Below are 13,605 nucleotides of genomic sequence, written 5' to 3'. Positions count from 1 at the left end.
ATCCAACCCTCAAGATCAGTCGTTCCTATCGATGACGCCAGCCGGCGCAAGGGGCCGGCGCGCTCGCGGATCGAAGAGGGATCATCGTTGAGGACCGACGGCAAATTGAACGTCGCCATAGTCGGAACCGGCATTTCCGGCCTCTCGGCAGCCTGGCTGCTGAGCCAGCGGCACGATGTGACCGTCTACGAGAAATCCGATCGGATCGGCGGGCATTCCAACACCGTGACGGCGTCCCTTGGCGGCCAACGCGTCGCCGTGGATACCGGCTTCATCGTGTTCAACCGGAAAACCTACCCTAACCTTACCGCGCTGTTCCGGCATCTCGGCGTTCCCACACAAGCTTCGGAAATGTCGCTCTCGGTTTCTCTTGACCAGGGCGATCTCGAATATTCCGGGACCGGCCTCTCGGGCCTGCTTGCTCAGCCCGGCAATTTGCTGCGTCCGCGCTTTTGGTCGATGCTGCGCGACCTTGTCCGGTTCTACGATCGCGCGACACGCGACGCGACGTTGCTGGGTGACGAGACGATCAGCCTCGGCGACTATCTGGCGCAAGGCGGTTTTGGTTCCGCGTTCCGCGACGACCACCTGCTGCCGATGGCAAGCGCCATCTGGTCGGCGCCCCCGGAGGAAATTCTCGCCTTCCCCGCGGCGACCTTCATTCGATTCCACCACAATCACGGGCTGCTCCAGCTGACCAGTCGTCCGCCATGGGAAACCGTGACCGGCGGTAGCCGTGTCTACGTACAGCGACTGGTCGAGCCATTCGCGGACCGGATCAAGCTCGACTGCGGCGTGACCAGGATACGACGGTCGGCACGCGGTGTGACAGTGACCGACATTCACGGCGAAACACGGCCATACGATCATGTGGTGCTGGCAACGCATGCGGATCAGGCGCTGTCGACGATCGACGAGCCCACGCCAGATCAATCCGGATTGCTCGGTGCGTTCCGCTACAGCCGCAACCTTGCCGTCCTCCATTCCGATCAAACGTTCATGCCGCGGCGGCGTCTCGCATGGTCGAGCTGGAATTATGTCGGATCCCGCGGCGAGTGCAGCGGGCCGGTCGGTGTCACCTATTGGATGAACCGGCTGCAGGGCATCCCCGGGCATTTGCCGCTGTTCGTCACGCTCAATCCTGCCCGTCCACCGCGCGCGGACACGCTGCATCAGACGGAGGTCTACGAGCACCCGATCTTCGATGCAGCCGCGATTGCCGCGCAGCGCCGGCTATGGTCGTTGCAAGGCGACGGAGGCATCTGGTTCTGCGGCGCGCATTTCGGCGCCGGCTTCCACGAAGACGGGCTGCAATCCGGGCTTGCGGTCGCCGAGCAACTCGGCAACGTACGCAGGCCGTGGAACGTGCCGAACGAATCCGGACGCATTGTGCTCGCCGCCAACACCAGATCCTTGCCTGAACCGGAGCTGCAGCCATGACGCTGCGCTCCTGTCTCTATCGCGGTGGCGTGATGCATCGGCGGCTGCGGCCGACGACGCATCGCTTTCGTTACCGTGTGTTCTGGCTGCTGCTCGATCTCGACGAGATGCCAACGCTCAGCTCTCGGTTGCGGCTTCTCTCGCACAACCGGTTCAACCTGTTCGCACTGTACGACCGCGATCACGGCGACGCCGGAGCAACGCCACTGCGCGCTCAGATCGAGCGGCATCTCGAACAAGCGGGTATCGATCTGGCCGGCGGGCGGATTCAGTTGTTCTGCATGCCGCGGACACTCGGCTACAGTTTTAATCCCCTCAGCCTCTATTTCTGCTACCGAAACTCGGGCCAGCTCGCGGCGATCGTTTATCAGGTTCACAACACGTTCGGCGCACGCCACGCTTATGTGGCGGCGGCCGACGCTGGCGACACAGGCATCCGGCACGACTGCAACAAGACCTTCTACGTGTCGCCGTTCATGGCCATGAACCAAACCTATCATTTCCGCTTGAACCTGCCGGCCGAGCATTTTGCGCTCGCCATCGCCGCGAGCGAAGGCGGCGAAACGATGCTTAGCGCATGCCTGGTTGCGTCACGCCAGTCACTGAGCGATCGGACATTGTTGCGCAATTTCCTTGGGATTCCGCTTGTGACCGTCAAAGTCATGCTCGCGATCCATTGGGAGGCGGCGAGGCTTTGGCTGAAGGGCTTGCGCTTTCGTGACCGCCCGAATCCACCCGCTGACGACATGACGCTCGCGGCCAGATCACCCAAGCGAGGGACGAATTTGCATGCACACTGACCATCAGCGAACCGCCTTGGGCTGGGTGCCCGTCGAATGGCCGCCGGTGCTGCGCGCGACGATCGGAGTGCTGCTGCGGCGGATGTTTCGCCGGCTCGACTGCGGAGAGATTCTGGTGCAGTTGCCCGGCGGACGGGGTGTTGCGATCTCCGGCTCGCGCGGCGGAGAACAGGTGCATATCAGGATTCACAGTTGGAAATGCCTGCTGCGGCTGTTGACCGGCGGCGATCTGGGCTTTGCTGAAGGCTACCTTGCCGGCGAGTGGTCGACGCCGAACATCCACGCGTTCCTGAGTGCCGCCGCACCGCGTTCGACCCACGCGGCCTCGTTCGAGCGGTTGAGACCTCCGCAGCCTCTCAACTGGCTTCGCCATGCCCTGCTCAATCGCAATACCAGGCGCGGTAGCCGGCGCAACATTCGCGCCCATTACGACCTCGGCAATGATTTCTACCGGCTCTGGCTCGATCCGAGCATGACCTATTCGTCCGGGATCTACAGCTCGCCCTACCAGACCCTCGCGCAAGCTCAGCAGGTCAAGCTCGATCGGGTCACCGAGCTGCTCGAACTCGACGGCGGCGAGAGAATCCTCGAGATCGGTTGCGGCTGGGGCGCGCTGGCACGACACCTGATCGAACGACACCGCTGTCACGTCACCGGACTGACGCTGTCGACCGAGCAGCTTGGCTACGCGCGTGAGAAGCTGTCCGCGCAAGGCCTTGCCGACAAATCAGACCTGCGGCTCGAGGACTATCGGGACACCGCCGGCCGCTACGACCGGGTCGTCTCGATCGAGATGCTGGAAGCGGTCGGAGAAACCTACTGGCCACTGTTTTTCGACAAGCTGCGGCAGCGGCTCAGTGTCGGTGGCGTCGCGGTGCTCCAGGTGATCACGATCGATGAGCGTCGCTTTGAAAGCTATCGCAGGCGGCCGGAGTTCATCCAGCGCTATATCTTTCCTGGCGGAATGCTGCCCACCATCGACATCGTCAAGCAGCTGGTGAGCAGTTCCGGATTGCGGCTGGTTTCAACCGAATTTTTCGCCGACAGCTACGCACGCACGCTGGCCGACTGGCACGACCGTTTCCTCGACGCCTGGGCTTCAATCGAATCCCTCGGCTTCGATGTCAGGTTCAAGCGGATGTGGGAGTACTATCTGGCCTATTGCAGACTGGGCTTCGAAATTGGCGCCCTCAATGTGGGGCTGTACAAGATCGAGCGTTCATCTTGAATTGAGCTCATACAGCAAATCTGACGTCGCGCGCCGAATTGCAGCAAGATTTGGCCGGGCCGCCGGGCATTCGCGAAACGAGCGTTCCCGGCGGCGCTTGATCGGTCCCGACAACAGGTTAACGCAGATCGCCACACGACGTTCGCCGCACTGCAAAAGCCTTCCCCTTTTGCCGTCGGCACACTAGTTTCCGGCCAGAGCAAAACACTGACCGGCAAAAGATTACCCCCGACATGACATTCAACAAAGACGTCATCGAAGCGATCGGCAACACCCCCCTCATCAAGCTGAAACGTGCATCCGAACTGACGGGCTGCACCATTCTCGGCAAGGCCGAATTCATGAATCCCGGCCAGTCGGTCAAGGATCGCGCCGGCAAGGGGATGATCCTGGAGGCCGAAAAGCGCGGCGATCTGAAGCCCGGCGGCCTCGTGGTCGAATCGACCGCGGGCAATACCGGCATCGGGCTTGCGGTCGTGGCGAGCGCGCGCGGCTACCGCACCCTGATCGTCATTCCGGAGACGCAGAGCCAGGAAAAGAAGGACATGCTGCGGCTGTGCGGCGCCGAGCTCGTCGAGGCGCCGCAACTGCCCTACTCCAATCCGAACAACTACCAGCATCTCGGCAGGCGTCTCGCCGATCAGCTGCGCAAGACCGAGCCGAACGGCGTGCTGTTCGCCGACCAGTGGAATAACCTCGACAATCCCAAGGCGCATTACGACTCGACCGGACCTGAGATCTGGCAGCAGACCAACGGCAAGGTTGACGGCTTCATCTGCTCGGTCGGGACCGGCGGCACGCTCGCCGGCATCAGCCGCTATTTGAAGGAAAAGAACAAGGACATCGTCACCGCGTGCGCCGATCCGCACGGCTTTGCGATGTACGAACTGTTCAAGAACGGCCAGGTCAAGTCGACCCCGGGCGACTCGATCACCGAAGGCATCGGACTGGGCCGCAAGACACCGGTTGTCGAAACCGCGAATGTCGATGATGCGTTCCTGGTCTCCGACGAGGAAGCCGTGACGATCATCTATGAGCTGCTGGAGCACGAGGGCCTGTGCCTCGGCGGCTCGACCGGCGTCAACATCGCCGGCGCGATCCAGCTTGCCAAGCAGCTCGGCCCCGGCAAGACCATCGTCACCATCCTCTGCGACTCCGGCAACCGCTATCAGTCCAAGCTGTTCAACCCGGCCTTCATGCGTTCGAAGAATCTACCGGTGCCGGAATGGCTGGAACGGCGCAGCAAGATCGAGCTGCCGTTCGTCTGAGTCGCAAATAGCAGTGGTGAGCAGCGAATCGAGGAATCCATTCGCTATTCGCCACTCCCAGTTCGCTCATCTCAGAATCTGGCTCAGGAACAGCTTCGATCGCGCATGCTGCGGGTTGGCGAAGAATTCCTGCGGCGTGTTCGACTCGATGATCTGGCCGGCGTCCATGAACACGACACGGTTGGCGACCTCGCGGGCAAAGCCCATTTCGTGGGTCACGACCAGCATGGTCATGCCCTCCCTGGCGAGATCGACCATGGTGTCGAGCACCTCCTTGACCATTTCCGGGTCGAGCGCCGAGGTCGGCTCGTCGAACAGCATCACCTTCGGGTTCATGGTCAGCGCGCGGGCGATCGCGACGCGCTGTTGCTGACCACCCGACATCTGGCCGGGAAACTTGTTGGCCTGATGCGGGATCTTGACCCGCTCGAGGAACTTCATCGCCATCGCCTCGGCATCCTTCTTCGGGATGTTGCGCACCCAGATCGGGGCCAGCGTGCAATTGTCGAGCACGGTAAGATGCGGGAACAGGTTGAAGCTCTGGAACACCATGCCGACTTCACGCCGCACCTCGTCGACCCGGCGCAGGTTCGGGCCGAGCTCGATGCCGTCGACCACGATCTCGCCCTCCTGGAATTCCTCCAGCGCGTTGATGCAGCGGATCAGGGTCGACTTGCCCGAGCCGGATGGGCCGCAGATCACGATGCGCTCGCCCTTGCCGACCTCAAGGTTGATGTCGCGCAACACGTGGAAGTCGCCGTACCATTTGTTCAGCGTGGAAATGTTGACGATCGGGGCTGTGGACATGGTGACCTTGTTCAGTGGCGGCGATGAGCGTTGAGCCGGTTTTCGACGAACAGCGAGTAGCGCGACATTCCAAAGCAGAACACGAAATAGATCATCCCGGCAAAGGCGAAGCCGGTAAAGGCCGTGGTCGGCGTTGACCAGTTCGGGTCCGAGAACGACGCCCGCAGCGAACCCAACAGGTCGAACAGCGCCACGATCGACACCAGCGAGGTATCCTTGAACAGCGAGATGAAGCTGTTGACGATGCCGGGAATGACGTAGCGCAGCGCCTGCGGCAGCACGATCAGCGACGTTGTCTTCCACCAGGACAGGCCGAGCGCCGATGCGGCCTCCGCCTGCCCGCGCGCCACCGCAGCAAGCCCACCCCTGATCACCTCGGCCATATAGGCGCCGGTGAAGATCGCCACGCCGATCAGGGCCCGCAGCAGGCCATCGACCGCGAAATTGCCCGGCACGAACAGCGGCAGCATGTAGGTCGCGAAGAACAGCACCGTGATCAGCGGCACGCCGCGCCAGAATTCGATGAAGGCGATCGAGAAGATCCGGATCAGCGGGATGGTCGAGCGGCGGCCGAGCGCGAGCGCAATCCCGATCGGCATCGAGGCGACGATGCCGGTGATCGCGATCACCAGCGTCACCAGCAGGCCGCCCCACAGCCGCGTGTCGACGATCGGAAAGCCGCCGCGATCGAGCCCCATCAGCTTGATGCCGACGGCGATCCCGGCAAACGTCAGGAGGCTGCCGATCAGCGCCCTGCGGCCTGTGCGCAGGCCGCCACCGAGCACAAACAGCGCGGCGGATACGATCACGGCGGTAAGGAGGAAATCACCCCAGACCGGCACCGACGACAGCTGCATTTGATCGCGCAGCCAGGTCAGCGGAAAGATCAGCCAGTGGATTAGTACCCCGACCAGGACGAGCAGCTTGCCCAGGACCCATGGCAGCGGGGCGATCGCCGAACCCTTGCTGAGATTGACCAGCAGATCACCGGCGCCGCCAATGCTCTGCTCGAACAGCTGGAACAGGCCTGCCGTCCAGCTCACGCCGAAGCCCGCGATGCCGCCGCCATGCAGCAGGAAAAACGCGACCGCCGGAAACGCGAAGAAGAACAGTCCGGAGTTCAGCCCCTTCGCCGGCAAGCGCGGCATCAGCAGCGGCAGCAACAGCGCGGCACCGAGCCCATAAGTCAGGTTGACGCGCCAGCGCTGGGCTTCCGGATAGAAGCCATAGATCAACTGCGTCAGCTTGGCCTGAATATAGGGCCAGCAGGCACCGACCTGGTGCCCGGCCTGTTCGGCGAGGCACGCGGTGCGATCCTTGCCGGTCCACACCGCGTCGACCAGCAGGAACTTGACCGCCGGGATCACGATGTACCAGGCCAGCAAGAGGCCGAGGATCGTGAGCAGGACGTTGCCCGGCGAGTTCAACAGCCGCGTGCGCAGGAAGCCGATGAAGCCGGTGGTCTTCGCCGGCGCTGCGCGCTCGGTGACCAGGTCCTGCCGGACAAAGGACGGCGCGGAGATATCCGTCATGCCGCCATGCTCCGGTTGATGCGCCAGCCATAGACGCTCATCAGCGCGCTCGTCGTCAGCGAGAGCAGCAAATAGACACCCATCGTCATGGCGATGATCTCGATCGCCTGCCCGGTCTGGCTCACCGCGGTGCCGGCGAAGACCGAGACCAGATCCGGATAGCCGATCGCCACCGCCAGCGACGAATTCTTGGTGAGATTGAGGTACTGGCTGGTCAGCGGCGGCACGATGACCCGCATCGCCTGCGGCACCACGATCAGCCGCAGCGTCGCGGCGCGGCTGAGGCCGAGCGACGAGCCCGCCTCCATCTGTCCCCTGTGCACCGACAGGACGCCAGCGCGGACGATTTCGGCGATGAAAGCCCCCGTGTAGGTCGACAGCGCGACCGTCAGCGCGACGAATTCGGGAATGATCCGCGCGCCGCCGGCGAAGTTGAAGCCTTTCAGCTGCGGCAATTCGAACTTCAACGGCCAGCCGAAGATCAGTATCGAGACCAGCGGCAGGCCGACGAGACAACCCAGCAAGTAGGGCCAGATCCGGATCATCTGCCCGCGCTGAAACAGGGCGCGCCGCGCGTAGCGTCGCAATCCCAGCGCCAAAACGATGCCTACCGCGAGCGCGACCAGGAACGGATAGAGCCCCGGCTCGGTGATCGGCTGCGGCACGACCAGGCCGCGATTGTTGAGGAAGAACGTGCTGAAGACCGAGATGCTCTGCCGCGGCGCCGGCAGCGCCGCGAGCACGGCGAGATACCAGAACAGAATCTGGAACAGCAGCGGCAGGTTCCTGACGATCTCGACATAGATGCCGCCGATCCGCGACAACAGCAGGTTGGGCGACAACCGGCACAGCGCCACGACGAAGCCGATCACGGTGGCAAAGACAATTCCGATCACCGAGACCAGGATCGTGTTCAAAAGACCGACGAAGAACACCCGCCAGTAAGTGTCGGAATTGTTGTAGGCGATCAGGCTCTGGTTGACGTCAAAGCCCGCATTGTAATTGAGGAAGCCGAAGCCCGACGCGATGTGCTGGGTCTCCAGGTTCGTGCGTGCATTCGCCACGATCTCGTAGGCGATCCAGGCCAGGATCGCGGCGAAGGCAATCTGGGCGGCCAACCCGTTCCAGCCGGCCTTGCCGCCAAGCGCACGCTTCAGCCTGAGGGCAAATTGCAGCGGTGGTTTGCGGGGCGCGATGCTCATCGCGGCAGCCGTCGGCCGGGATCGATCAGCGGATCGGCGGCGCGTACTGGATACCGCCCTTGTTCCAGAGATTGTTGACGCCGCGGGCGATGCCGAGCGGCGAGCCGGTGCCGACATTGCGCTCGAAGGTCTCGCCGTAATTGCCGACCGCCTTCACGATCCGCACCACCCAGTCCTTGGTGAGGCCGAGCTGTTCGCCCAGATTGCCGTCGGTGCCGAGCACCCGTTTCATCTCCGGCTTGTCGGATTTCAGCATCGTGTCGACGTTTTTCTGGGTGATGCCGAGTTCCTCGGCATTGATCATTGCAAACAGCGTCCATTTCACGATGTCGAACCACTGGTCGTCGCCGTGGCGCACCATCGGCCCCAGCGGCTCCTTCGAAATGATTTCCGGGAGCACGATGTGATCGGCGGGGCTGGCGAGCTTCAGCCGGCTGGCGTAGAGCCCGGAGGCGTCGTCGGTGAAGACGTCGCAGCGTCCTGACTCATAGGCCTTGACCGCTTCGTCGATGCTGCCGAACGCGATCACCTCATACTTCATGTTGTTGCCCTTGAAGAAGTCGGCGAGGTTCTGCTCGGTGGTGGTTCCGGTCTGCACGCAGACCGATGCGCTGTTCAGCTCGAGCGCCGAATTGACCTTGAGCGACTTCTTCACCATGAAGCCCTGCCCGTCATAATAGGTCACGCCGGTGAAATTGGCGCCGAGCGAGGTGTCACGCGACACCGTCCAGGTGGTATTGCGCGACAGCACGTCGATCTCACCCGACTGCAGCGCGGTGAAGCGATCCTTGGCCGACAGCGGCACGAACTTGACCTTGGTCGGGTCGTCGAGCACCACGGCGGCGATCGCCCGGCACACGTCGACGTCGATCCCGGTCCAGTTCCCCTTGTCGTCGGGTGCCGAAAATCCGGGCAGCCCCTGGCTGACGCCGCAGGACAATTGGCCTCGATCCTTGACCGTCTTGAGGGTTTGTGCCGAAGCCGCTTGGACCGACAGGGCGGCGGCAGCGGTAAGTATGACAGCCAGGGATACGCGTTTCATGGGCGGGGCCTTTCAGGGTCGTCCGTTGGACGTTTGCTTTGTGATCGCTCGCGTTCACGGGCCATCCCAATGATCCCCTGCAGCAAATCATGCTGATCAAACCGGCAGTTTGGCGTGCAAACCGGTCAGGCAACGGATCCTCGGTCGCGGCAGGCCCCTCAACGTGCGGCGACGGGTAGTTGCGCCGCATCACATAGCGACTGACGAGCCGGGTCAAGGGGTTGACGCGTGTCTTCTACCTCTTGTTAGTAGCAACTCCCGGCGTAGTCCCGTCCTCCCGACGCGGTACGGCTGCGGCAAAAGTCAAAAGTCCAACGGCAGCGAACCATGACCTCCTCCGACGGCTCCACGCCCTCCCGCCCGCAACAAGACGCCGCGACCCGCCTGGTCACGGCCGGCCGCGACACCAAGGCCCAGAAAGGCTTCGTCAATCCGCCGGTGTTTCACGGCTCGACCGTGCTCTATCCGACCGCCGAGGCCCTGCACGCCCATCGCGCCGAATTTACCTATGGCCGCCACGGCAGCCCGACCACGCGGGCGCTGCAGGACGTGCTGATGGCGCTGGAAGGCCCGCAATGCGCCGGCGTCGGCATCGCCCCGTCGGGACTGGCGGCGATCAGCACCACGCTGCTCGCCGCGCTGAAGGCCGGCGACCACCTGCTGGTGTGCGACAATGCCTATCGGCCGACCCGCAATTTCTGCGACAACATGCTGAAGCGCTACGGCATCGAGACCAGCTATTTCGATCCGCTGATCGGTGCCGGCATCGAGACGCTGTTCAAGCCGAATACCCGCGCGGTGCTGGTCGAGGCGCCCGGTTCGCAGTCCTTCGAGATGCCCGACATCCGCGCGATAGCGGCCGTGGCGCATGCCCGCGGCGCGCTCATGATCGACGACAACACCTGGGCGACGGCGCTCTATCACCGTTCGCTCGACCAGGGCGTCGACATCAGCATGCAGGCCGGCACAAAGTATATCGGCGGCCATTCCGACATCATGTTCGGCACCATCGCGGCCAATGCAAAGGCCTGGCCGCTGGTTCAGGATGCGATCCGCCTGCTCGGCGTCTGCGCCGGCCCCGACGACGTCTATCTCGCGCTGCGCGGGGTCCGCACGCTGTCGGTGCGGCTCGCCCAGCACCACCGCTCCGGGCTCGAAATGGCGCGCTGGCTTGGCGCACGCCCCGAAGTCGATCGGGTGCTGCACCCGGCCCTGGAGACCGATCCGGGGCACGCGATCTGGAAGCGCGACTTCACCGGCGCCTCCGGCCTGTTCAGCATCGTGCTGAAGCCAGTGCCGCAGGCCGCGGTCGATGCGATGCTCGACGCGCTGCAACTGTTCGGCATGGGCTTTTCCTGGGGCGGCTTCGAGAGCCTCGCCATCCCGTTCGACTGCAGCGACTATCGCACCGCGACCAAATGGTCGCCGGGCGGCCCGACGCTGCGGCTGCATATCGGGCTCGAAAATCTCGACGACCTCAAGGCCGATCTCGATCGTGGATTCGCCGCGTTGAAGGCCGCGCTCTGATCCAGGGCGATCGACGCACGACGGCGGAGGAACTCCCCGCCGCAGGTGCGCGCCGCCAAAATATCGAAAACAACCCCATGCAAAGGCGTTGACGCCGCCGGCGTTCGACGAGACGGCTTGACACGTCGGGCAAATCAGGGGCACACTTCTAATATTCCGAAATTGCGCAGCGATGCCTTGCCCCGCTGCGTGTCGGCGCGCGTCAGCCGACATTAACCACGACCGGCCGGCCTGACGCGGCGTTGCCACCGACGTCGCTGGCGGTAAGCATGCACGATCTCCGGGATTCTGCGGAGATGCGACGAGCGCCGATAACCCGGCGTTCACCATCCCCACCAATCCCTTAATTGTCCGGACCTTCCATCAAGTTCCCTTATACTTTTGCGGCCGTAGTGATGCTCCCGGGAAGGGCTGTCAGTGCCGCAAGGACGTGACTGCCCTGCGGTAAGGGCATTCAGACAATCGCATGAAGACGGCACGCATCGTGGTCCTCGGCATCGCCGGCGTCGCAGGCCTCGCGGCCATGTATCTCGCGAGCGTCGGCGACAATAAACCTGCGCCGGTCGCGGCGCCCGTGGCGCAATTGCCGACCGTCGAGGTGCTGGTGGCGAAGTCCGACATCGGACTTGGTCAAGCGGTCAAGGCTGAGGACGTGCAATGGCAGCGTTGGCCGGCCGAGACCGCCAGCAGCGCGTTCATCCGCCACGACACCAACGCCGACGCCATGAACGACGTGATCGGCTCGATCGCGCGCGCTCCCTTCATCATCGGCGAACCGATCCGCGAGCAAAAGCTGGTCAAGGCCAATGGCAGCGGCTTCATGGCCGCGATCCTGCCGTCCGGCATGCGCGCGATCTCCACTGAAATCTCGCCGGAGACCGGCGCCGGCGGCTTCATCCTGCCGAACGACCGCGTCGACGTGATCCTGTCGCGACGCGACAAGAATCTCGATCAGCAAATGGGTGGCCGCGACATCGTCACCACCGAAATCCTGTTGTCCAACGTCCGCGTGCTGGCGATCGACCAGGCGCCGAAAGAGAAGGACGGCAACAACTCCCTCGTCGGCAAGACCGTGACCCTCGAGCTCAAGCCGGAACAGGCCGAGACGCTCGCGCGCGCGCGGCAGAGCGGCACGCTGGCGCTGGCGCTGCGCAGCATCGCCGACGTCAACGAGAAGACCGACGAGACCAGAGACAATGCCCCGAAGCGGGGCGAGAGCATCAGGGTCGTGCGCTTCGGCATCCCGAGCTCTCAGACGACACAGAAGTGATGGGGGCTTCGATATGACAACGGGTGCAACACAACTGACGAAGCGGACCACGCTGGTCCGTTCGCTGTCGATCTCGGCGGTCACCGCCCTGATGCTGATCCCCGCCCTCGCCAGCGCGACCGATCCGGACAAGAACGCGGACGTCGCGGTGACGAGCAGCATTGCCGCCAAGACGCGCTCCGTCTCGCTCGGCGTCGGCAAGTCGGTCGTGGTCGACCTGCCGCGCGAAGCCAAGGACGTCCTGGTCGCCGATCCCAAGATCGCCAACGCCGTGATCCGCTCGGCGCAGCGTGCCTACATCATCGGCGCCGCGGTCGGCCAGACCAACGTGGTGTTCTTCGACGCCGACGGCAACCAGGTCGCCTCCTACGACATCGCGATCAAGCGCGATCTCAACGGCATGCGCGCCGCGCTGAAGCAGATGCTGCCCGGCGTGCAGATCGAGGGCGTCGGCGAGAGCGTGGTGCTGACCGGCACGGTGGCAAGCCCGGTCGAGGCCCAGCAGGCCGGCGATATCGCCGCCAAGCTCGTCGGAAGCCCCGACAAGGTGGTCAACTCCATCGTGGTGCGCGGCCGCGACCAGGTGATGCTGAAAGTCACCGTCGCCGAGGTGCGAAGGGACGTCGTCAAGCAGCTCGGCGTCGATCTCAGCGCCAACATGAACTACGGCACCGCCGCGGTGGTCTTCAACAACGCCAACCCCTTCACCGCCAACAACGGACCGCTCAATAGCAATTTGCTGACCGGCGCGGCGCTGAACAAGCTCGGCGTGCCGACCGTCACCGCGACGCTGCGGGCGATGGAGACCGCGGGCGTGGTCAAGACGCTGGCCGAACCGAACCTCACCGCGATCTCCGGCGAGTCCGCGACCTTCGTCTCAGGCGGCGAGTTTCCGATTCCGACCGGCGTCACCTGTCAGACGTCGTCGACCGGCACGATCGGCAATTGCGTCCAGACCGTCAGCTTCAAGAAGTTCGGCATCTCGCTCAACTTCACCCCGGTGGTGCTGTCCGAGGGGCGCATCAGCCTGAAGGTGATGACCGAGGTTTCCGAGGTCTCGATGGACAACGCGCTGACCGGCGGCCAGGGCGGCACGACGATTCCCTCGATCAAGACCCGTCGCGCCGACACCACGCTGGAGGTGCCCTCCGGCGGCTCGATCGCGATGGCCGGATTGATCCAGGAGCAGACCAAGCAGGCCATCAACGGCATGCCCGGTGTCGACCAGATCCCGGTGCTCGGACAGCTGTTCAGGAGCCAGGACTTCGTCAACAACGAGACCGAGTTGATGGTCATCGTGACGCCCTATGTGGTGCGCGCGGTCGCGCAGAAGGAATTGTCCCGTCCCGATGACGGGTTCGCCCCGGCCTCCGACGCGCAGTCGGCGCTGCTGGCGCGCGTCAACCGCATCTACGGCGTTGCCGCCCGTGCCGAGCCGATCGGCACGACGCCGGCCAATTTCGGCTTCATCATCGACTGAGGCGCGGAC

Annotated in this window: 11 protein-coding genes; 7 read left to right on the top strand and 4 right to left on the bottom strand. The window is 63.7% G+C overall.

What is annotated here, in order from left to right; genetic code table 11:
- Positions 1-69: 69 nt before the first annotated feature.
- The 4 genes from ACTUWL_RS33390 (at position 70) to ACTUWL_RS33375 (ending at position 4,736) form a co-directional block, all read left to right on the top strand.
- Positions 70-1,440, top strand: a complete 1,371-nt coding sequence (locus ACTUWL_RS33390) for an NAD(P)/FAD-dependent oxidoreductase (RefSeq protein ID WP_291730538.1) — start codon at positions 70-72, stop codon at positions 1,438-1,440.
- Positions 1,437-2,240, top strand: a complete 804-nt coding sequence (locus ACTUWL_RS33385; protein ID WP_021079311.1) for a DUF1365 domain-containing protein — start codon at positions 1,437-1,439, stop codon at positions 2,238-2,240. The genes ACTUWL_RS33390 and ACTUWL_RS33385 overlap by 4 nt, the downstream gene beginning before the upstream one ends.
- 46 nt (positions 2,241-2,286) lie before the next feature.
- Positions 2,287-3,468, top strand: a complete 1,182-nt coding sequence (locus tag ACTUWL_RS33380) for an SAM-dependent methyltransferase (RefSeq protein WP_291730503.1) — start codon at positions 2,287-2,289, stop codon at positions 3,466-3,468.
- A gap of 233 nt (positions 3,469-3,701) precedes the next feature.
- Positions 3,702-4,736, top strand: a complete 1,035-nt coding sequence (locus ACTUWL_RS33375) for a cysteine synthase A (protein WP_021079309.1) — start codon at positions 3,702-3,704, stop codon at positions 4,734-4,736.
- 66 nt (positions 4,737-4,802) lie between these two features.
- Here ACTUWL_RS33375 and ACTUWL_RS33370 read toward each other — a convergent pair whose 3' ends face one another.
- The 4 genes from ACTUWL_RS33370 to ACTUWL_RS33355 are packed head-to-tail and all read right to left on the bottom strand — an operon-like array spanning position 4,803 to position 9,319.
- A complete protein-coding gene (locus ACTUWL_RS33370; protein ID WP_021079308.1) occupies positions 4,803-5,543 on the bottom strand; it encodes an amino acid ABC transporter ATP-binding protein in 741 nt (246 codons plus the stop codon).
- An 11-nt stretch (positions 5,544-5,554) separates the two neighbouring features.
- Positions 5,555-7,075 carry an amino acid ABC transporter permease gene (locus tag ACTUWL_RS33365; protein WP_021079307.1) on the bottom strand — a complete coding sequence of 507 codons (1,521 nt, stop codon included), beginning with the start codon at positions 7,073-7,075 and terminating at the stop codon, positions 5,555-5,557.
- Positions 7,072-8,277, bottom strand: coding sequence for an amino acid ABC transporter permease (locus ACTUWL_RS33360; protein WP_021079306.1), 1,206 nt, complete (start codon positions 8,275-8,277; stop codon positions 7,072-7,074). Before ACTUWL_RS33360 ends, ACTUWL_RS33365 begins: the two co-directional genes overlap by 4 nt.
- Before the next feature lie 25 nt (positions 8,278-8,302).
- Positions 8,303-9,319, bottom strand: coding sequence for an amino acid ABC transporter substrate-binding protein (locus tag ACTUWL_RS33355; protein ID WP_021079305.1), 1,017 nt, complete (start codon positions 9,317-9,319; stop codon positions 8,303-8,305).
- 327 nt (positions 9,320-9,646) lie between these two features.
- Between ACTUWL_RS33355 and metC the strand changes: the two genes are divergently transcribed.
- From metC to ACTUWL_RS33340, 3 genes are all read left to right on the top strand, one after another.
- A complete protein-coding gene (metC, locus tag ACTUWL_RS33350; protein ID WP_021079304.1) occupies positions 9,647-10,846 on the top strand; it encodes a cystathionine beta-lyase in 1,200 nt (399 codons plus the stop codon).
- 466 nt (positions 10,847-11,312) lie between these two features.
- Complete coding sequence (gene cpaB, locus ACTUWL_RS33345; RefSeq protein ID WP_021079303.1) at positions 11,313-12,116, top strand: Flp pilus assembly protein CpaB; 804 nt, start codon at positions 11,313-11,315, stop codon at positions 12,114-12,116.
- Between the two features lie 13 nt (positions 12,117-12,129).
- Positions 12,130-13,596, top strand: a complete 1,467-nt coding sequence (locus ACTUWL_RS33340) for a type II and III secretion system protein family protein (protein WP_021079302.1) — start codon at positions 12,130-12,132, stop codon at positions 13,594-13,596.
- Positions 13,597-13,605: the final 9 nt, after the last annotated feature.

This window comes from Bradyrhizobium sp. WCU1 (genome assembly GCF_053474805.1).
Note: the sequence above shows the minus strand (reverse complement) of the source record. Positions and strands in the feature narration are given on the sequence as shown.

Coding starts and splice junctions, on each gene's coding strand:
- ACTUWL_RS33385 (WP_021079311.1), top strand. CDS start 1,437: ATGACGCTGCGCTCCTGTCTCTATCGCGGTGGCGTGATGCATCGGCGG.
- ACTUWL_RS33375 (WP_021079309.1), top strand. CDS start 3,702: ATGACATTCAACAAAGACGTCATCGAAGCGATCGGCAACACCCCCCTC.
- ACTUWL_RS33370 (WP_021079308.1), bottom strand. CDS start 5,543: ATGTCCACAGCCCCGATCGTCAACATTTCCACGCTGAACAAATGGTAC.
- ACTUWL_RS33365 (WP_021079307.1), bottom strand. CDS start 7,075: ATGACGGATATCTCCGCGCCGTCCTTTGTCCGGCAGGACCTGGTCACC.
- ACTUWL_RS33360 (WP_021079306.1), bottom strand. CDS start 8,277: ATGAGCATCGCGCCCCGCAAACCACCGCTGCAATTTGCCCTCAGGCTG.
- ACTUWL_RS33355 (WP_021079305.1), bottom strand. CDS start 9,319: ATGAAACGCGTATCCCTGGCTGTCATACTTACCGCTGCCGCCGCCCTG.
- metC (WP_021079304.1), top strand. CDS start 9,647: ATGACCTCCTCCGACGGCTCCACGCCCTCCCGCCCGCAACAAGACGCC.
- cpaB (WP_021079303.1), top strand. CDS start 11,313: ATGAAGACGGCACGCATCGTGGTCCTCGGCATCGCCGGCGTCGCAGGC.
- ACTUWL_RS33340 (WP_021079302.1), top strand. CDS start 12,130: ATGACAACGGGTGCAACACAACTGACGAAGCGGACCACGCTGGTCCGT.